The organism is Morganella sp. HMSC11D09 (assembly GCF_001807955.1).
GTDB lineage: Bacteria > Pseudomonadota > Gammaproteobacteria > Enterobacterales > Enterobacteriaceae > Morganella > Morganella morganii.
This window is the reverse complement of sequence record NZ_KV791662.1, coordinates 22544-42619: the sequence shown is the minus strand read 5'-3', so window position 1 is coordinate 42619 and position 20076 is coordinate 22544. Positions and strand designations below refer to the sequence as shown.

Annotated in this window: 16 protein-coding genes; 5 read left to right on the top strand and 11 right to left on the bottom strand. The window is 44.8% G+C overall.

All coding sequences use genetic code 11. The features are described from left to right. Positions 1 to 6 precede the first annotated feature (6 nt). From HMPREF3119_RS04200 to HMPREF3119_RS04170, 7 genes are all read right to left on the bottom strand, one after another. On the bottom strand, positions 7 to 1599 hold the full coding sequence (locus HMPREF3119_RS04200) for an MFS transporter (RefSeq protein ID WP_070578610.1): 1593 nt from the start codon (positions 1597 to 1599) through the stop codon (positions 7 to 9). A gap of 72 nt (positions 1600 to 1671) precedes the next feature. Beyond that, positions 1672 to 3540 (bottom strand): amidohydrolase, encoded by a 1869-nt coding sequence (locus HMPREF3119_RS04195; RefSeq protein WP_070578607.1) that lies wholly within the window; start codon positions 3538 to 3540, stop codon positions 1672 to 1674. A gap of 107 nt (positions 3541 to 3647) precedes the next feature. Further along, complete coding sequence (locus HMPREF3119_RS04190) at positions 3648 to 4292, bottom strand: hydrolase (protein ID WP_004237401.1); 645 nt, start codon at positions 4290 to 4292, stop codon at positions 3648 to 3650. 696 nt (positions 4293 to 4988) lie between these two features. Next, positions 4989 to 5483 carry a hypothetical protein gene (locus HMPREF3119_RS04185; protein WP_036425958.1) on the bottom strand — a complete coding sequence of 165 codons (495 nt, stop codon included), beginning with the start codon at positions 5481 to 5483 and terminating at the stop codon, positions 4989 to 4991. Next, positions 5483 to 5959 (bottom strand): structural protein, encoded by a 477-nt coding sequence (locus HMPREF3119_RS04180; protein WP_051456267.1) that lies wholly within the window; start codon positions 5957 to 5959, stop codon positions 5483 to 5485. The genes HMPREF3119_RS04185 and HMPREF3119_RS04180 overlap by 1 nt, the downstream gene beginning before the upstream one ends. Positions 5960 to 5962: 3 nt before the next feature. After that, a complete protein-coding gene (locus tag HMPREF3119_RS04175; protein ID WP_036425955.1) occupies positions 5963 to 6250 on the bottom strand; it encodes a phage holin family protein in 288 nt (95 codons plus the stop codon). After that, a complete protein-coding gene (locus HMPREF3119_RS04170) occupies positions 6240 to 6611 on the bottom strand; it encodes a putative holin (RefSeq protein ID WP_036425953.1) in 372 nt (123 codons plus the stop codon). The genes HMPREF3119_RS04175 and HMPREF3119_RS04170 overlap by 11 nt, the downstream gene beginning before the upstream one ends. 225 nt (positions 6612 to 6836) lie before the next feature. On the opposite strand from HMPREF3119_RS04170, the gene HMPREF3119_RS04165 reads away from it, so the two are divergent. Then, positions 6837 to 7841, top strand: coding sequence for an acyltransferase (locus HMPREF3119_RS04165; RefSeq protein WP_070578601.1), 1005 nt, complete (start codon positions 6837 to 6839; stop codon positions 7839 to 7841). Positions 7842 to 7958: 117 nt separating this feature from the next. Here HMPREF3119_RS04165 and HMPREF3119_RS04160 read toward each other — a convergent pair whose 3' ends face one another. Continuing rightward, complete coding sequence (locus tag HMPREF3119_RS04160; protein WP_070578598.1) at positions 7959 to 10157, bottom strand: hypothetical protein; 2199 nt, start codon at positions 10155 to 10157, stop codon at positions 7959 to 7961. A 157-nt stretch (positions 10158 to 10314) separates the two neighbouring features. Between HMPREF3119_RS04160 and HMPREF3119_RS04155 the strand changes: the two genes are divergently transcribed. The 3 genes from HMPREF3119_RS04155 (at position 10315) to HMPREF3119_RS04145 (ending at position 12971) form a co-directional block, all read left to right on the top strand. Continuing rightward, positions 10315 to 10566 (top strand): hypothetical protein, encoded by a 252-nt coding sequence (locus HMPREF3119_RS04155; protein ID WP_036425944.1) that lies wholly within the window; start codon positions 10315 to 10317, stop codon positions 10564 to 10566. Between the two features lie 478 nt (positions 10567 to 11044). After that, complete coding sequence (locus tag HMPREF3119_RS04150) at positions 11045 to 11902, top strand: hypothetical protein (RefSeq protein ID WP_051456265.1); 858 nt, start codon at positions 11045 to 11047, stop codon at positions 11900 to 11902. 313 nt (positions 11903 to 12215) lie between these two features. Continuing rightward, entirely contained in the window at positions 12216 to 12971 is a 756-nt protein-coding gene (locus HMPREF3119_RS04145) for an ORF6N domain-containing protein (protein ID WP_071992724.1), read from the top strand. A gap of 37 nt (positions 12972 to 13008) precedes the next feature. Here the strand turns inward: HMPREF3119_RS04145 and HMPREF3119_RS19070 are convergent, their stop codons facing one another. Further along, positions 13009 to 13311 (bottom strand): hypothetical protein, encoded by a 303-nt coding sequence (locus HMPREF3119_RS19070; protein ID WP_139144830.1) that lies wholly within the window; start codon positions 13309 to 13311, stop codon positions 13009 to 13011. A gap of 108 nt (positions 13312 to 13419) precedes the next feature. Here HMPREF3119_RS19070 and HMPREF3119_RS04140 point away from each other — a divergent pair, with 108 nt between their 5' ends. Next, the gene (locus HMPREF3119_RS04140; RefSeq protein WP_051456263.1) at positions 13420 to 14292 is read left to right on the top strand and encodes a hypothetical protein; all 873 of its coding nucleotides are present in this window, start codon (positions 13420 to 13422) and stop codon (positions 14290 to 14292) included. On the opposite strand, the gene HMPREF3119_RS04135 is transcribed toward HMPREF3119_RS04140, so the two are convergent. Together HMPREF3119_RS04135 and HMPREF3119_RS04130 are read right to left on the bottom strand one after the other, a co-directional pair. Continuing rightward, a complete protein-coding gene (locus HMPREF3119_RS04135) occupies positions 14293 to 17241 on the bottom strand; it encodes a hypothetical protein (RefSeq protein ID WP_070578595.1) in 2949 nt (982 codons plus the stop codon). Further along, positions 17241 to 20075: a hypothetical protein gene (locus HMPREF3119_RS04130; RefSeq protein ID WP_070578592.1), complete on the bottom strand. Its 2835-nt coding sequence runs from the start codon at positions 20073 to 20075 to the stop codon at positions 17241 to 17243. The genes HMPREF3119_RS04135 and HMPREF3119_RS04130 overlap by 1 nt, the downstream gene beginning before the upstream one ends. Position 20076 lies beyond the last annotated feature (1 nt).

Below are 20076 nucleotides of genomic sequence, written 5' to 3'. Positions count from 1 at the left end.
CCTGTTTTATTTCTGTTTTTCCGTATCCGCAGAATATGAGAGATAATGCACAACCGTTTTGCTCCGGATAATAGCATTTAACTGACTGTCAATCCGGCGATCATCCACGGTTGCCCGTTTATGCTGACGGTGATGTTCTGCCGGGGATGACACCATAAATGTCTCCATAAATTCATCCTGCGTACCGGGAACAGAAAACAGCCCTCTGGAATAACCACCATCCCGTAACCGGATCCGTTTTAATTGCGCCATCAGTGCAAAAAATTGCGCCTGATGTTCCGTATCCACTTTATACTGAATACACACCATCACCGGTTTTTTATCTTCCTCAGAATACGGTAATTCCTCCGGCATTGTCAGATGTTCAGACGGTGATAGATTGATATTGTCGTGGTCAATTTTCACTTTCAGCACACATAACCAGACAACAATAATACCTGCTGCCGCCGCAAGCAGCGCGATTGTTATTGATGTGTGTGAGGCAATCTGCCCCCAGATTAATGACCCCAGTGCCATTGACCCCGAGAATACCGTCAGATACAGCGCCAGCCCTCTCGCTCTGACCCAGTCCGGCAGTGCTGTCTGCGCTGACACCATCAGCGTGGAGAGCGTGATCAGCCAGCTGAACCCGGCAATAATACTGCCGGCGATTGCCAGATATTTTGATGTGGTCACGGCAAAGATCACCAGCACAATGACCGTTCCGGCAGTCCCGGCAGTCACTAATATTCCGGTACTGAACCTGGCCCGCAGCGCAGATAAACTGAATGCCCCGGCGACCGCCCCGATACCGATACTGGTGGTTAAAATCCCGTATAACGTTGCATCCCCCTGAAGCGACACTCTGGCAACCAGCGGCAGCATCGCCCAGTAAGCACTGGCGAACACAAAGAAGGCAGCGGCTCTGATAATGGTTTTAATCAATGCCGGACTGTAACGGGCATAGCGCAACCCGGAAATCATCGCGGCGACAACAGATTCCGCCGGTAAGGTATTTTCTTGGTGTTTCTCCCCTTTCCACCACCATACCGCCACAATAATGGCAATAAAACTGAGTGCATTAAGCATAAAAGGAAGATAAAGCCCTACCTGTGAAATCAGCACACCGGCCAGAGCCGGGCCAATGGCACGGCTGATATTAATCCCCATACTGTTCAGTGCGATCCCCGCTTTTAATTCATGCGGAGCCACAATACCCGGGACAATCGCCTGCCATGCCGGGCCTAAAAAAGCCGCACCGGATCCGAGAATAAAGGTAATTAACAATAACCAGCCGATACTGACCACATTGAAATAGACCAGAACAGCCAGTAATGCAGCGGCAAAAAACATCATGATATTGACAAAAATAAGCAGCTTGCGCTTATCGAAAATATCGGCAATCGCCCCGGCCGGTAAGGCCAATAAAAAGACCGGCAGTGTGGTCATCGCCTGAATGGTGGCAATCATGACAGGATCAGGACTCAGATTGGTCATCAGCCATCCCGCACCGACATCATTCATCCATGTTCCGATGTTAGAAAATAATGTCGCCATCCATAACACAAAGAAAATACGGTTACGCAGCGGCGACCAGGCTGATGATTGCGGATTAGTCATGTGAATATGATCTCCGGTTTAATATGGCCGGTGTTTTACCACCAGCCACAGTATTAACATGTACAGCGATAATTAAAATGCAAAGCAGGAACAGCCCAGCGCGCCCCAGAAGGCATTATCATCCGCAACCGGCACAGACGATTTACGGGCGATATCATGCTGGTGTCCGTGAACATGACACGAACCGCAGCACTGGTGTAACTGATTCAGGATCGCAGCTTTATTTTCCTGCTGTAAATAAGAGTAGTGTCCCGGCACTTTAATAACCGGTGACCAGTCAGGTAATACCGGAATTGACGGCGGTGCCAGCGGCCCGAAAATACCGTTGCCGTAAACAACCTCGCCGTTCACCACCGTCAGCAGGGATTCTATCGCTTTAATTTCCGCTTCCGGCACACGGAAATAATCGTCAGATAAGGCAATAAAATCTGCAAACTGCCCTGATTTAATCTGCCCTTTTTTACCCTGTTCATCAGAGAACCAGGAGCTGCCGATAGTCCATAACTCTAACGCGGTATCCCGGTCTAACCGGCTATTGTCGTCATACATCTTCATACCGCCGACTGTCCGGCCCGACACCAGCCAGTAAAGCGCTGTCCACGGGTTATAACTGGCTACGCGCGTCGCATCCGTTCCCAGGCCGACCGGCACTTCCGCGTTCAGCATTTTAGCCACCGGCGGCGTGTGTTTCACCGCTTCATGACCATAGCGGTCCGCAAAGTATTCGCCCTGGAATGCCATTCGGTGCTGAATTGCCAATCCGCCGCCCAGCACTTTTACCCGTTCAATATTTCGTTCACTGATGGTTTCCGCGTGATCGAAAAACCAGTGCAGGCCGTCAAACGGGATCTCTTTATTTACTTTTTCAAACACATCCAGCATACGGCTGATGGATTGATCATAAGTGGCATGCAGACGGAACGGCCAGCGGTGTTCAACCAGGTGGCGGATCACGGCTTCCAGCTCCGCATCCATACTATCCGGCAGATCCGGTCTCGGCTGCAGGAAATCCTCAAAGTCAGCCGCAGAGAATACCAGCATTTCCCCTGCACCATTGTGACGGAAAAAATCGGTTCCCTCTCCCGGCGACACCATCGATGTCCATTCGCGGAAATCCTCCAGTTCCTGTTTCGGACGCTGGGTAAATAGGTTATAGGCGATACGGATAGTCAGTTGATTCTGTTTTGCCAGCTCCGCGATAACCTCATAATCTTCCGGATAGTTCTGGAATCCGCCCCCGGCATCAATCGCACTGGTTACCCCGAGACGGTTAAGTTCGCGCATAAACTGACGGGTTGAATTAACCTGATAATCCAGCGGCAGTTTCGGGCCTTTCGCCAGCGCGGAATACAGCAGCATGGCATTGGGTTTTGCAATCAGCATGCCGGTCGGGTTACCGTGCTCATCCCGCTGAATTTCACCGCCCGGCGGGTTCGGGGTATCTCTGGTATAACCGATCACACGCAGTGCCGCTTTATTCAGCAGCGCGCTATCATAAAGATGCAGCACAAAAACCGGGGTATCCGGTGAAACCGCATTGATTTCATCTAATGTCGGCATCCGTCTTTCGGCAAACTGGAATTCACTCCAGCCACCCACAACACGGACCCACTGCGGCGCCGGCGTCACATCAGCCTGTGCTTTTAACATCGCCAGGGCATCCGATAATGACGGCACACCTTCCCAGCGCAATTCGAGGTTATAATTCAGTCCGCCGCGGATAAGATGAAGGTGCGAATCATTCAGGCCGGGAATAATCACCAGCCCTTTAAGATCAATAATCTCTGTTTCTTCATTCCGTAACTGCATAACTTCATCGTTGGTTCCGACAGCAATAAATTTGCCGTCACGGACAGCAACGGCCTGAGCAACGGGATTTTCACGATCGAGTGTATGAATATCACCGTTGATAAATATTTTTGATGCGAAGCGTTTATTCATGATGATGTGTTTCCTGTTTATGAGGAACTCACTGCTTATCAAATACTGTTGCGGCAAGCGGTATAGGAAAAAATAACCGGAGAGCGACCTCTCCGGTTGTTACGCTGTTACTTAATAACGCGCTGAGGTGCTTTATGAACCATAGTATAGGCGTAATCGACACCCATGCCGTAAGCACCGCTGTGCTCCTGAACCAGCCCCATTACTGCGTCATAGGTTTCTTTACGGGACCAGTCGCGCTGGTACTCCAGCAATACCTGCTGCCAGGTCACAGGAATAGCCCCGGCCTGCACCATACGATCAATAGAACGTTCATGCGCATCAACTGAGGTACCGCCGGATGCATCTGTCACAATATAAACTTCATAACCGGCTTCAATCGCCATTAAGGTCGGGAAATTCAGGCAGACTTCTGTCCATAATGCCGCCATCACTAATTTTTTACGTCCGGTGGCTTTAACGGCTTCGACAAATTTCGGGTCTTCCCAGGAATTCATGGAGGTACGTTCGATAGGTTTTGATTCAGGATGGACGGCCAGTAATTCAGGCCAGATATATCCGCTGAAGCTTTCTGTTTCAACGGAGGTATAAATTGTCGGCACATTGAAAATTTTTGCTGCTTTTGCCAGGCCAACGGTATTATTTTTCAGCTGCTGGCGGTCGATATTTGCCACACCAAAGGCCATTTGCGGCTGATGATCAATAAAAATAACGGCAGAATTTTGTGGGTTTAACAGTTCTAATTTAGACATAATGCGTTCCTGTTCAATTGGTTAAATTGATAAAAATAAATATTAATCTTGCTCACTGACAGGAAACATAATAGGCCGGCACCGGATAATGACCAGATGCCAAATTTGACTTTAGAAGTCAAAAAAAATGAACGATATTTGTTATTTGTTGATTATATTGTTTTTTATGCTGGTTTTTTCGGAGTAAATGGCAATCGCTTTATGCACCTATAACAATATGCTCATTATAGTTTAACTAAAAAACAGCATATTAATTCTTTCTTTGTTTTATTGTTCCGGAATGAAATGATATCTACTGATCGTCGTATGTTGATGATCATTCGTTATTCAGATGATCCTCAAAAATATCTCATTTTGTCCTTCATCACTCTTTTCTTATTTTATCTTTTTATACCAGCCATAATGTAAGTATCACGGTAAAAAGATGCGATAATACCGACTTTAATACCTCATTCAACTTGTGCTTGGCGCTGCTAATAAGTACCAGATACAACAACCGCCAAAAATAAAAAAGCCCATTTTTACATGGGCTTAACTCATTATTTTGCCAGCCACTGCCAGCTAATTTCTTATTGCAGGATCATTCCCACTCAATTATATTCTATTGTCGTAATGCGCTGATTTATTTGTATTTATTTTTAACTACATGGAAATATACCGTCACTGATACCGTCACACACAAAACTGTCTACTTTTTCACCGGTAATTTTCGAGCAGTTTTTCTTTCGCTTTCAGGTCAATGATACAGAGATTAAGGAGCCGGGTATTCTCATCAGCCCGCTGAGCTTCACGCCCATACTTTTCAAGTGTGCTTCGTAGTTGTCGAGAAAGTTCACCGGCTTTGTCTCTCTCAGTTCTGCAGGTATCGGCGTGGCCGGGATCTGCAACTTCTGCTTTCGCGGTACCGGCTGACTGCTGCATGCGGTCAAAATGATTAAGCACCCGATCAAGCAGAGCCTCTGTGCGTATCGTATCACTCTTTTTTCCATCCTGATATTCCCCGATGCTTACCTGCTGCCGTTCGTCTGCCTCCCGGCGCAGTTCGATATTTGTGGCCACATCTTTCTCATCCTGCTGCTGACCGGCGATCTTCCCTTTCATCTGCCGGTTATCATGCAGGGTACTGCTGGCCCACCAGCCAGCAGCGAAAGAGACAGCCAGAGCGATCAGTGCAATGGCTATGTTTTTCATCAGACCAGCGTCCAGGCTCGTTTAAAAACATCATCAACGTATGGCTGCTGGCCGTTTTCGACAGCAACAATCGCTTTAGCCATTGCGAGTGACGTGTCTTTGTCATACAGATTTAAACAGTCGTGACGGCCAAAGCCGGTTTCTTTACAGACCCGTTTAATGTAGTTCTCTGTGTGGTTGTTATCACCAGACGGCGCCCACCGCTCAATAATTTCTTCCACCGTATCGATCTTGCCGCAGCCGACACCGGGCTTTCCCTGATACTTTGAGTACGTTTGCAGGAGCTTCATCAGCGCACGGATGCCGAACTCGGCAGAAATGAATGCGCAGAATTTACTATCCGGCTGTGTCGCTGCAAGTCCCTGCCACTTTGAATTACTGTGACGGATGTTCCCCGGGTTATTATTTCGAATCCCTCGCGCCCCTGTATTAACGAAACCATCTTTAAAGATTTTTTGTTTAACCTGTTCCGGCATAAATCACCCCGCTTTAAAAAATGACATGACATTGCCGCGATACACCAGCACCGCAGCACAGATAAGAAGATTTGAAATCACGCTGGTGATATCAGCGTAATAAGGTGAATCGAATAGGAAAAACTGCGCCGTCCGCACCGGCACATTCGCTGAGTATGAAAGTACAATCCAGGCTATCCATGCCCCTTTTGCGCAGTGCTGCCGGCCGTTTCGTCTGAACGAAAACACCCGGACAAAAATCACTGAGCAGATGACGGCATTCAGAATGATCAATACTTTCTCAAACATCATTGCCTCCTTGCGGACTATCCGCTTTTCGGTACGCTTTAATGCTCAGCTTCACCGACAGTAATGCAGATACAAAAGCGCCCACGGCGTCGATGCTATCGATGCTGTAGGCGTCAGGTGGGATCTCGAATATCTTGGTTACTTTGATGAACATCGCCGCTGCCGGACTGAAAAACAGCAGGCCGGAAATAAAGCTGACCAGAGCCAGTATCGACCGGCGCAGCAGTGTGTATTCCGTTGCGGCGGTGATGAAGTAGATGGCCCCCATCAGGGACCCCATCACCACCTCGGCAGGCAGCCCGGCAAAGTAGCTGAAGAACGCGGCAAGGCTGAGCGTAGTTTTTACAGAGAGGTCTTCATGCATTGCGTAGCACCATGATTATTAAATGACCATGATGCTACATCAGAAAAAAGATAAACAAAAATGCGTTATTGGTTTAATAACTAAACCAAGGGTCTGCTTCTTAAGTATTAGAAGGAGTGATCACGTCACGTACATGCTGACCTATCTTTACAGGAATGGTAAACTCACGCATCAATTTTCGTTATAGATAAACCAATACGAAGAAAACAGAAGAGTGATAACATAGTGAAAGAAAACGTTAAGATTGATTACATCGATTCAATACGAGCGTTCGGTGCTGTAGCTGTGGTACTAATTCATGTGAGTGGGTATTATGTCTCAATGCTGAGCAATGGATATGGTGTTAGCTGGAATTTTGCAAATATTGTAGACTCAATGAGCCGGGTAGCTGTTCCATTATTTTATATGATATCTGGGTTTATATTTTTCAATAATAAAGAACCAAAACTTAAGAACTTTATAAAAATACCAATCATCATTGTTTTTTATAGCCTAGTTTCAATTTTCATAATAAAATTACTAACTATTTACATGGGTACATCACCATACCCTATATACCTAAACTTACTTAAAACACCATCTTATTATCACTTGTGGTTTCTATATCCATTAATTGGTATCTATATAATATCAAGCCTGGTAAAAATACGAGAAAAAGATTCAATACGCGCATTACTAATAATTGCATTGATATTTGTATTTTTTAATAAAAACACAGCAAGCTTGATTTTTACAGCCCTTGGTATTAATTCTTATTTTTACTTTATGTTGGATGGTGATTTCATATTTTACCTTTTGTATGCTATATCTGGTGCATACATAAAGCATATTAAAGTAAAAAATAGTTACTTATCTTTATCTGTCTTGATGTATGTAGTATCAATTGCGTTAATTTCTATACCAACCAGCATCATAAGCCAAAGTGAAAACAAAATAATAGAGGTGTCATATAACTTTAATTCCCCGTTGGTTTTTTTCTCTGCTGTGTCAGTATTCATCATACTTAAATCAATAAAAGTCAAGAATAAAATAACTAATTTATTATCTTCTCGATCTCTCGCTATATATGGATTTCACGCTCCTTTGTTGTTGGTTATTCAGTCTATATTTCCATACAGTGATATAAACTCGTTAGTAGGAATACCATTAATATCAATAACATTGATAATTGTATGCCTAGCTCTTTCTGAGGTGACTAGATTTTTTGATAGATGGAGAATTGTATCTTAGTAATAAATATTACACGACATATACGATGGTTTCTGTGTGCAATAAATATCCCCCGTCCTAGTCGGGGGGGGGCTGTGTACAATAACGCGGGTGTCACAATGACACCCGACAACAGTCTTATACGCAAATGATCTCTATGATAAAAATAGCACCCACTGGCACTTCATTTAGCGGTGATACTGATGCCCCTCCTGGTTTCCTTATGTAAAAATTAGCCTTACCGGTTGATGATTGAGATAAGTTATAAAATGGCTCAAGACTATATCCATTAGTATTATTTAAATTTTGACAGATAATATAAGGCATTTGAAACCCGCCAAACCCTCTATCGTAATTAACAATCAAGGCATACGAATCATTTGGGTCTTTTTCTACACCATTAATCCCGAAAGGTATTCTATATGATTTTTCAATTTCATAATTCCCGCCTCCGGTATGCCTTATCGCGCAAATTCTACGATGAAGTATTGGATTTTGCTCTTTTGATTTGTAAAGTAACTGATACGAGTTCTCAGGAGATGAAAACAATACGTGTTTTAGAGCCATATTTCCTGAAATGAAATTATCTCTACCGTCAGAACCTTTGACTATTACGGCATCACTTGGTTTGGTTGTGTACCCATCGTAGTCCCAAGCAAAGAATTCAATTTTATTTTGTCCAGCGCCATCTATATACACTGCCTCTTTTGAGTCATTCATCCACTGCTGGACAAAGTCAATTTGTATTTCACCTATCTGCGTATTTTTTGGGTATGTTCCAGTCTCTATAGGGACGCACAGTAACTCAACCCCCCTTACTGCACTTGCTATTTTTAAATCCCTGAACTGGCAAGATGTTATCCATGACATATATCGCTCAGCGCCGCCAGAGTCTTCCTTCTTAGGCTCAAAAGCTCTCACCGAAAGACCAATCCTGCAATACTCAAGAGACAGATTATTAAATTTACACCAGGTTATACTATTCCAGCGCCTGTTAGGGGTAGTATCGTTACTGCCATCTCCACTCAAGTCAGCACGAAGAGTCAGCGCTGTTCCTGAGTGGTCAGTATAGCAGCCAACCAGATTTACATTGCATACAGCTAAATTCCTTAAGTTGTTTTTACCAATAACCAACGCAACGGAATGGTTCCAGCCGGTAAGGTTGTTATCGACAGCTATTCGCGCCTTATTGCCATACCCATCTGTACTGAATTCAATATTATCAGTTTCAAAAACAAACCAGTCATCACGCAGAGACCTGTTAATAAATTGTGCGCCTGGAGAAAAACGGAAGTTTTTCTTAACCTTGACCTGGCTGTTACAATCAAATGACATTTTAGGGATCAGGATAGTGTTTGCTGCTGCAATTTCCTGAAGGCCAACCAGAATACGTCCGATGTCTGTATTCGCCTGAGCGCCAACAGAGAGGATATCAACGCCGTTTGTCACATCCAGCGTTGCTGTCAGTCCGTTATCCAGATTGACGTTTACGAGAGCGTCAGGCTGGTTATTTGTGATTGCGTAAATGCCCTCACCACCATCACCAGGGGAGTAATATCCGCGCGTTTTGACTGTTGCCCCAAGTGGCAGTGATGTCTCCGCTACCATTGCAGCGACATTATCGAACACACGAAGGTAGTTTTCTGTCAGTCCACCGACCAGTCCGAATCCATCCGGTTTACCCAATTCAGCCAGCACATCAGCAGCACTACCGGACTCAGGCACAATAACAACCGGATTCCCGTTGTCATCGAACGACAGCAGCTTATTGGCGCGTACCGCCGCACCAGGCAGCGCCGGTATGTCCTTATCAGCTACGCGCAGAGAGCGTTTATCTTTCGCGCTGACGTGTTCCTTCATCGTACCGAGATCAACTGCGTCACCGTCTTTTACCGGCTTTCCGAGGTTGGAAATTTTATTACCTTTGGCATCGTAGTGATCGGAAATAAAACTCGGCTTGCGCAGGCACAGAGACAGGAAGCCCAGCGACTTCTGGATCAGCATGGTGAGGTAGTCAAAAGCATCCTCATGCACTTCTGCAAAGAATTTCCCCTGGTTGCGCAGGTCGGTTTCTTGGACTGCAGGCAGGTCACGGGCAATACCGATTTTCCAGCCGGTCGCCAGCGGCATTTTTAGAATTACCTTTCCGCCACGGTACGAACCCACCCCGCGCAGCGTGTAGTCGGTGCCGTTCGTCAGGATGCGTTCTGTTCCTCCCTGATCGGCTACGGACACAACGAGGTGTTTGGCTTCAAAGATACGGAAACGGAAGTCGAAATCTGTGGTGACACCGTTACCGGTGTACTCTTCATGGCTAAGTTCGGTCGATACGGTCATGGCTTTTTCTCCTGGTCAATACTGACAGGATAGCCAAAACAAACCATATACGGAATAATGGTTTTGTTTTTATTAAAAAAATGACCAATAGCATAAACGTATTTATTTCATATCGATATGATAACAAAGGCAATCATGCACAATAAAGGAATCTGAAATGAAACAGAAATATGTGTATCAGTCGCCTGAAAACTATGCAGAAAAAGTAAATGACAATGACGGGATTAAGCAGCTTTCCATCACATCGATGATCGAGGAGTTACTGCGGGAAATGGATCAGGATGGTCATGATGTATCAGGGCCGATGACGGAACTGGTGGCGCTGAAGAACTATGTAAACTATTCTGAAAAACAATTACAGACGGTAAAAACTCATTTGGAATTTGTATTATCCGAGCTAAATAAATAATTAATATATTAACAAGGCACCATATATAGGTGCCTTTCTGTAAAAAATACTACATATAGATGGATATCTTAAATTTACACCGTATGTTTTACTTTTCCGCTTTTCAATGTGTATACTTTAATGACCCGACAGGTAATCTGTGCCGATAATCGCTACCGATAATCACACATAAACAATGGCGTTTTTCATGGGCCATTCACTATTGAGGAGATAAATATGAGCACAATTCGGAGTTGGTTCTGGAGCACCAGAAACTTCGCTGATTCGCCCTCTAATCCTCAGGGTGGCGGATCAAGTACTTCAAAACCAGAAGTACGCGCACACAGACGCGCAACTGCTTCTGTGCGGGTTGATAAGCGCGGAGCTGTTCACATTCCTTCAAGCGAGCTGGCAGAGCTTCCTGAAGTTATCGAAATGCAGAGGCTCGCAAGATCAATAGTCTGTAAAGCAAGAAGCCGCTAATTTATAAGGATGTAAATTGTTAGCACTGCTTTTAATCCCTATCTTGGTTAGCGGTTACATCATGGTAATTGCTAACCCATATCATTATTTTAGGTTGCACAGGCATGACGGCCAGTTGCTTTACCTCAAGGTAGCAACGTATGGTACGTTTTGCCTGATTGCATCCACAATCATAGCCGGATTAATAAAGTGGAAATTTCCCGAATTTCACCCTGTAAAAGTTCTGGTTACTCAGTTCAAAGTTACAGGTAATGAAGATAGTGACAGGATCTACATCTGGCTGACTTTACTGTCTTTCACTTCCATAGTTTTCGCACTGTTTTATGTTTTTATTACCTGGATAAAAAATACGTATAAAGGATGCCGCTATAAAAGAAAGCATGGTGCTCTGTATACGAAAGTCCGCCAGGCTAAAAATGCCCGCATCCTGAAACAGACATTGTCATCAGGCACGATGGATGCCCTTCTCTTTGATGCGCTGGAATCAGAACCAAAGCGTTCCGTTCTAATTAATTTATCATCCAAAAAAGTTTATGTTGGCCTCGTAAACGGGTTATCTGATCCCAATGAAAAAGAAGGACCCAACAAATTTATATCTATTTTCCCGATAATGTCTGGTTATCGTAATAAAGATACTCTGCTGGTAGAGTTTACGAACATCTATCCCAGCACCAAAACTGTTCGCTCAGCCCCTACAGTCAGAACCAAAAAGACCGTAACCAACAAACTGGATATAATCCTTTCAACTGATGAAATTACCCATATTTCCTGGTTTGATTTTGAGTTGTTTGAGACTATAAATGATTCAATTAATGGGTCTGGTCCCAAGCACAAAAAGAATTCCAAAGTAAGATCATCCCTCAGATTAAGATAATCACCACATTCCCCTTCCAAAAACATGACCAAATTGGTATATTTACAACCCCCAAATTATGCGCCATAGTGAATATGCACCAGCAAAATCTGGTGCCGGGATTGGCGTCCCGAACCTTTCTAAGTGGCGGCATATACCGCGAAAGCGGTTTTTTTATGTCAAAGCATAGCTGCATCTTTTCAATGGTGGCTGTGCGGGGGCATCGAAAGATGCGCCAGTGTCCACTTAGGCTGGTACGCCAACCCCGCACAGTTCACCACCAGTAATTGGCGTTGCTCGTGGTGATTACATAACTCTAAGTGGAGCAGTAATCATGAATAACCTCAGCATCTCTGTATCAAATCTTCCGTCTATCATTCATAACAATATGCCAGTAATCACTACTGAACTACTCGCAGATGTTTATGAAACAGAAATCCAGAACATTAAAACAAACCACTCAAGAAACAAAAATCGCTTTACCGAAGGAAAGCATTACTTCAAGTTAACTGGTTCAATATTAAGAGATTTTAAGAAGCAAGTTACTCAAAGTAACCTGGTTAAAAATGGTATGGCACCACAAAACTGTTACGTCAATAAAATGGCCAGTCACCTCATCCTCTGGACCGAACGCGGCGCTGCCCGTCATGCCAAAATGCTGGACACCGATCGCGCCTGGGATGTATTTGAGATTCTGGAAGACAACTACTTCACCAAGTACCGCGGCACCGGTCGGATCAATAAATCATTACCCCGCAATGCCTCTACCGAGGAACTGCTGGCGCTGGTGGATCAACTGCAACGTACCATTCATGAAGGTGAGTTCATCCCTGCCGGGCAGGTGGCGCAGGAATACAGCTTCCCGAAAACGAAGAAGTCACGTTCGCAGATCCTCAATGACTTCCTCCGGTCGCCGGAAGACGACACGCTCCACCAGCTTCTGGCCTACCTGAAACGGGATGGCCACAATGTGGAAGAAGCCGAGCGCGTACTGATGTGGCTCCGCGACTATATGTGCGATATGGGAAAAACCATCAACACCATCATTACCCATGCTCAGTACATTGAACACGCTGTCAGTAAGTTATAATGTGATCGGGCACCGGTTTAGGCCGGTGCTTTTTTCTTCAGAAAAATCGAGAGATAAACGCCCGTATTGCTCGATATGTTTTCCCTGGGTCATTCGACGCAACAACCACCGCCGCCACAGAAGTAACAACACCAAGAATCGCAAATAGCAGCGCCATGCCCTCTGAACGTTTTCCGTAATATAATAGCGATGTGGTAAAAAAAATGATCGGCCACATAAAGCAAAAAAGATACCTGAGCACACCTCTAACAGCCACACCAACTAATTGATATTTTTCACAAAGTTTGCATACTCCCCATACAAATACCCCAAAAACAATGTAGGACAATGGATTAGCCATGCATTCCTCTTTTGTACTATTATAGAAAAAATGACCTTAACAAGATGGTAAATCAGTAATTTAATCAGATAATTAAAATACTACATACCCCAATTCCGGTGTCAATGAATGAAAATAACATTATTCTATCTCATATTTATTTTTCCAGCGGTGGCATTTGCTAATAACTCATGCATTCCAAACCTCATCAAAGAAGATATGTGCGTTTCTGCAAAAAAAATAACAACGGCGATGCAAAAAGAGCTACCTGTGAAAATAACAGAAAACATGGTAATAACCACAGCAACAGCCGAACAACGCAGAGTTATTTTGACAGCGTCACTATCCTATAACCTCGACACGCTGATCAATATGGCTGACGGAGACAAAGAGTTCATAGCCAAAGCAAGAGCTATCAACAAAAAGGTCAGCAGAAAAACAATATGTGAAAATAGGAAAATTCGTGCATTTATCAACCTAGGTGGTGAGGTTCAGTATGACTATATTTTCAATGATGGCTCCGTTTACGATATAGTAACAATCACATCCTGTGACAACCCCACCACAACAAAACCAGAAACAGACCAGATAAACAAAAAATTATCCGGTGTTTACCCAACGCCGGATAGCTATGAAAATAGTGCGTTCGACCCCATTGGTGTGAATCTCAATTCTCAACATGAACCGAGGGTAAACCCCGCACCGCCGGAGCCCCCACTGACACTCAGTGATGCATTTGCTGTTATACCAACTTATAAAGCAGTAAATGATTACAATCCATTTAGCGATCCACATGGCCTTGAAGGATATGAATTGTGGGCAGATAAATTTATATCTTCCCAGTCGCCGCAAGAAACAGAAGCAATTAAGAAAAGAATTGATGCACGACGTGAAGTTCTTGGTATCGATACGCCGGGGCAATTTTCCCTTCTTATAGCCGCCGGCGTAATTGGTATAATCGTGTTAATGATATTCTTTTACTGTTGGGGTAAAAAACACTGATTACTTGATACTATCCTCAACCTTGTTCAGTATCGGAGCTGCCCAGAATAGATTCTGACCAGGTATTAACTGCCGTGTGGCTCTGATAGGTCCACTGTCAAAGTTGCCACTCAATATGCCACTGGATATTTCCCGCAGATTTTCCAGCGTGCCGAACGTTGGCCCAGCTATCGATCCAAGGACGCCTCTGCTGGCATATCTGGATTGTGTTCCGGTACCCAGCGCAGGGCCAAGTCCAATCGTTCCCTCGCTGACCTTTTCAATAGTATTATTGAACTCCATTAACGGACCCAGTACACCCGATCGGTCTATGCCTTCGATAATTAATTTCTCCGGAGACCAATCGACTTCTCGGCCTGCCAATGTTTCTTTGATAGCATAAGTCATAGATCCAAGCATAATCTGCATTGCAAGACCATAATAAAACTGCGCCTCACCCGCCTGTATACCACCGATGGTGGCGCGATTGAATGACCCGAAAATAAATGATTTAAACTGAAACACATGCTTACCCCACAAAGAGCTTGACCATAAAGGAGTATCGCCAACCCCCGGAGTAACAATCGTGTTGTTCACATCCTTCATTACTGCTGACTCAAAAGCACCGCGTACAACCGGATCTTCCCACTTGTTGCTATTACTGATTCGCAATCCGTCGACCGTTTCACCGTGCTTCGCAAATTCCTGATGAATACGACTCAGCATACTTTCATCAATACCCAACTTAGCCAGACGGGTATCTGATTTGGCCGCACCAAGAATAATATCAGCTGTATTGATACCGTTAATTGATTTATGAAATGCGTTCCACTGGTTCATTAATGTCAGGTTGCCAAATTTGCCTGTCATATAGTCCAAGCCAGCCTCAATCGCAGACCGCTGCGCATATCCATCAGCAATATCAGCTATTGCCCTGCTACGATCAGAAAGGACAATATCCAGGCCGACACCCATTTTTTTCAAATCTTCTTTCCCAGCTTTCCATGCTGGACTTCTGGAAAGCCATTTTCCATAGGCAGTGAAGGTTTTTGTAAATCCGTGCACCATTATTGCCCTGGCAACATCGGGTATTGCAGATACTGTCATTCCGCCAAGTTTAGTAAGGTAATTAAGGTTGCGAAGAACATTTCCGGCCCGAATAAATGTATTAGACGGATTATCTGGCCGCTTATAGATACCAAGCATACGGTCACGCATGGCCATGATATCCTCGAGATCCTGTTTTTTTTGTTTACTCAGCTTCCTCATCCGGCCTGATTTTTCCAGCTCTTTGATGACCTTATCCTGGGCAATATCTAGTTCTTTATTAATGAAATTAAAATACTCATTTTCTGACATTGTTGCTTTTTTATCAGAAAACTTTATTTCAAGATCCTTGCGTAGTTGTGCCGGATTTCCCTTCATCAGGTCATCATATTCATCCTCAATGCTTTTTATAACCTTAGTCATTGCAGAATCACCAAATTCCCGTGTCAGTTCAATGTTCGGTGCCGCGTCACGGATATGGTGCTGTAAAACATATCGAACATCCGACTCTAAATAATCTTCTATTAATTCGTCTGGAATGGTCAGTGAGCGCGATTTTGTTGAGCCCGGTAATTTTACAGAAAAAGCGTTGGTGAAATCCTGCGGCCTGAGCGCTCCGGTGATTTTATTGACAACCTCGTCTGCCGCTATATCTAAATCTTCTTTCGCTACCTGATTCCCCCTTGACCAGTAATTAATCAGAATATTTTTAAACTGATCGCGCTTGGATAATATTTCACCCACACGGTACATTCTCGGAAAATAACTTAGTGCGCCAACAACCTTTAAATCAGCACCCAGCAGCCCGACAGCCTGCATTTCATCCCGAACATTATCCAGAATAGGCCGCAGCGCCTTTGCTGTCTCCTGAACAACCGGATTGGTACTGCTATCGCCGCGTCTCATTGCCTTACCAACGTCTGAGGCAAAATCAAAGCGTTTACCTGTGCCGCCCTGAGCTCGGTATTTAGCAAACCCGCTGTTGGTTGTTACGACAGCAGCAGCCTCGTGCCTCATCCATGTTCTGACTTTTGTTTCAACGGCCGCAGGCGTGGCTATTCCCTCAAGATTTTTTTCTGTAGTGAAGTTATTTTCCGCCAGTTGTTGAGCAACCCGCCTTACCGTAACTGCCTCTGAATTCATGGCTCGTCCTATAGGCGTCATTTTCATCACGGAATTAGCCCATCCCGGCCCGCGCATGGCCTCCTGAGCCAGGGTGGTTTCCCCGACTTTCTGAGCGCCGACACTACCGCCAGATACTGCCATAGATAGCGAATCTGCTATTTCATTGGTTGCTGCTGTTTTTGCTTTGGCGCTTATCAGGTGTGACGCACTACCTATCATTCCGCCAAATAAAGCCCCGGCAGTTGTATTGATCAGGCTTTCCTCCGCTGTACGGGTGTATTGCTGCTGGTGTAAAACCACCTCGCCGACGGCTGTACTCAACCCAACGTTGGCAGCCATAGAAGACACCTTGGCTAAAAAACCTCCCTGCGCACCGGGAATGAAAAAGCTACCCAATGTCACCGGATCTAATCCACCAGCAAAAAATGATGCGAATACCCCCTGCCACCCAGATTCAGACAGAAACTGCCGATCCTGATTTTCGTTATCTATCTGCTGCTTTATCCATGCTGTCTCCTGAGGTGACCGTGAGTCAGCAAACTTAGTACCCCATGTCTCATATCCATTTAACTCGGCGGGGTCAGTATAAGGGTTATAATCGTCCTGCTGTTCAAAGTCAGGCGCTGGGTTAAACAGACCTGAAAGAATATTATACTGACGGAACGCGGCACCAAGCACTGACCGATCTTCTGTTTGTGGTTGTGGATTTACGCCCTCCTGATGTGGTGTATCCCAACCCTCTGAATACGGAACACTGAAAGTGTTAGCGATATTTTCTGGCTCTGAATAAACAGGCATTATTTATTGCCTCCCCATGAGAAATAATTTTTCTGTTTTTCTACACGCTGTTCATGTGCCTGCTGATACTGTTTATCTAACTCATCATGACGATCATAAAACTCACGACGCGCAGCCCCTTTTTGCATCGACTTAATTTTTTCTTCATTAAGTTGTGCAACTAATTCCTGATAAGGCTGGTAGCTTTCAAGATCTGGTTTGTATCTCATCTTTTTCCCAGCATGATCATAATAAGGCTGATCATTAGGTATGCCGTCCTTATCCTGTCTAATGAAAATTGCATAATCACCATTTCTTGGCGTGTCTTTATCTGCAATAAGGATAATATCGCCACCAATTTTCGGCTTTGGTGTATCATCAGAAATACCAATGACGCGACCAGTTACTTCACTGGTTTTCCCTTTTATAGAACGAAGCTTCTCTTTTTCTTCACCATATTTCAGTTTCCATTTTTCTTCTTCCCACTGCCTTGCCTGCCATCCCGCTGGTCCTCCGGGGTAAAGAGATTCTGGCGCATACTTCATTAGCTGGGCTTTACCGTTGACCTCGGTAATTGACCATCGCCTGGCTATCTGTTGATGTGTCATTTTTTTTGCTATATCGGCATTGCCACCAGTTACCCTAAAATTGATATCAAATAATGATTCATAATCACTGAGATATCTTTTTGCCTCTGGTGTCGTATCTGTTGCGGAAGGATCAATTCTAAAAATAGATGATTGTTTACTGACGAAATCGTCCGCCGCATTCATTCGTTCTTTTTTATACGGTTGCGTTGATTGTTCCGCAGCAATTTGCATTTTCAAAGCATCGGTTTGGTTATAGGCCAGGTTATATGCAAGTTCTATCGATTTTTCACCATCAACCCCAGCATCCTGGTATTGCTTTATATTCAAATAAAAGGCCTGCTTTTCATTTGATAATCCGGTTATTGCTGTTGGGTTTTTTTCATATAAACGACTGACGAGGTCAGCAGCAGGCAGTACCACTTTAGGATCCTGTGTTACTGCCGCAGCGTTGAGGTTTGATAAAAGTTGTGTAGGTATGATGCCTGTACTACCGACCAGCTTAATTACCCCCGCTACCTGATTTTCATCTTTCAAATCAAGGTTGCTGAAATTAACAGCATAATAGCTATCAGTGGCCGCTTTATTGCTTTTATTATTCGGATCAAGGGGAACGCCATGATTAACAGCATTGGTAACCATCTCAACGCCTTGTTTAGCTTCCCATTCCTTATCAAATGCGTCAAATTTCACACGCATCCTTTCCCATCGTTGCTGTGCAGCGGCAAAATCAGGGGCATCAGGATCCTTAGGACGATGCTGTTCCAAAACGTCAACCCGTCCATCCGGACTTAAATCCCTTGCGGCACTGATTACACTTCCATACCGAAGCTGTTCCTGCACATCAGCATACGCCCGTTGGCCTTTATTCAAACCAAAGGCTCTGATATATGTGGACTCGCTTGGCACATTCTCTGGCTGTAATCCCTCGTTGGTTGCTGCATATATGTTTTCTGTAGTCAAAGAAACATCTTCTGCTAATTCGCGCCGCTGCTCTTTATCAATCGCCTCCCCCTGCTTTCTGATCTGATACTGCTGAACTGGCGTCAGCATTGGCCACCATGCATTACCACCAGCATTAACCGCTTTTCCGGTTTGCCCCCGCGACTGATACTGTGACGGGTCCGGTTCCGGCAGTCTTGTCAGCCCGAGAGCAGCCTGCAATCCGGCGTCAATCTGTTCGCCGCTAATGCTGTGATTACCTTCCTGCTGCATAATCGCGGTAGTGATACTTTTCAGAGTGTTAATATCAGTAACATCAATCGGCACATTCGGATCAACACCCATTTTTCCAGAGACAAATTTAATGTAGCCCTCTGTATCGTTACCGTCTTTCTTGGGTGCCCAGCGGCTGATGATCTGATTTATAGTAACAACGCCCTTATTACGATAGGTGATAAGGTTTTTCCCCAGCGCACGGACGCCATGCTCCGGGCTGGCAAACCGGACAAACTCACCATCATCACCGACCTGACCTTCCCAGTTATTATCTGAGATACGAATATTACCGGGGTTATTATTACGTGAACCACGATCACCTGACGGCCCGCCGGTAACACGCATCGAACCACCAAGGTCTGACGGCTCACCAACAGCACCAATGGTTCCCATGGCATCTGTAGCCATTGCGTTTTGTGCCGCAGTCCATGCTACCTGATTATCAAATTCGGCGATTTTTGCCGATATTTCTTCCTCGCTCACACCACGGGAGCGGTTAAACTCAATAATGTTATGGCGGCCAAGAGCCATAAAACTGATAAATGCCTGCGGATTATTGAAATTATCAGAGGCGCTTTTCGCATACCCAGCGACAGCACCGTTATTTCTGCTCGTTTCAAACGACTGAATTTCTTTCAGTTCATAGGATTTCGCCTGATTCGCATACTGGCGCTTCACAACATTGAACTGTTTAACAACATCTTCGCGCGATCCCTCTGGCAGTTGCATGAAAAGCTCCTGCCCTTTAGCGCTAATGCTCGCCATTATTTCATCTGACTGACCAACGGCATTTTTACCCTGCTTGGTATACAGCCCGGTGTTTGGATTGTTAAATAAATCATCTGCATATTCCTGCACCTGCAGGAGTGCATCCTGCGACAACGCCACATTAGCGCGCTGCTTTGCCTCTGCAAAAGCATTGATATACTGATCGCCGGCCTGTGCCAGCTCGGCACCGAAGTGTTCAGGTGATGACTGTGCGCTGAATCCGTTTGAAGGTAACGGGCTGCTGCTGACCTGTCTTTCGTTATAGGTTGGTACTGTCGGCATA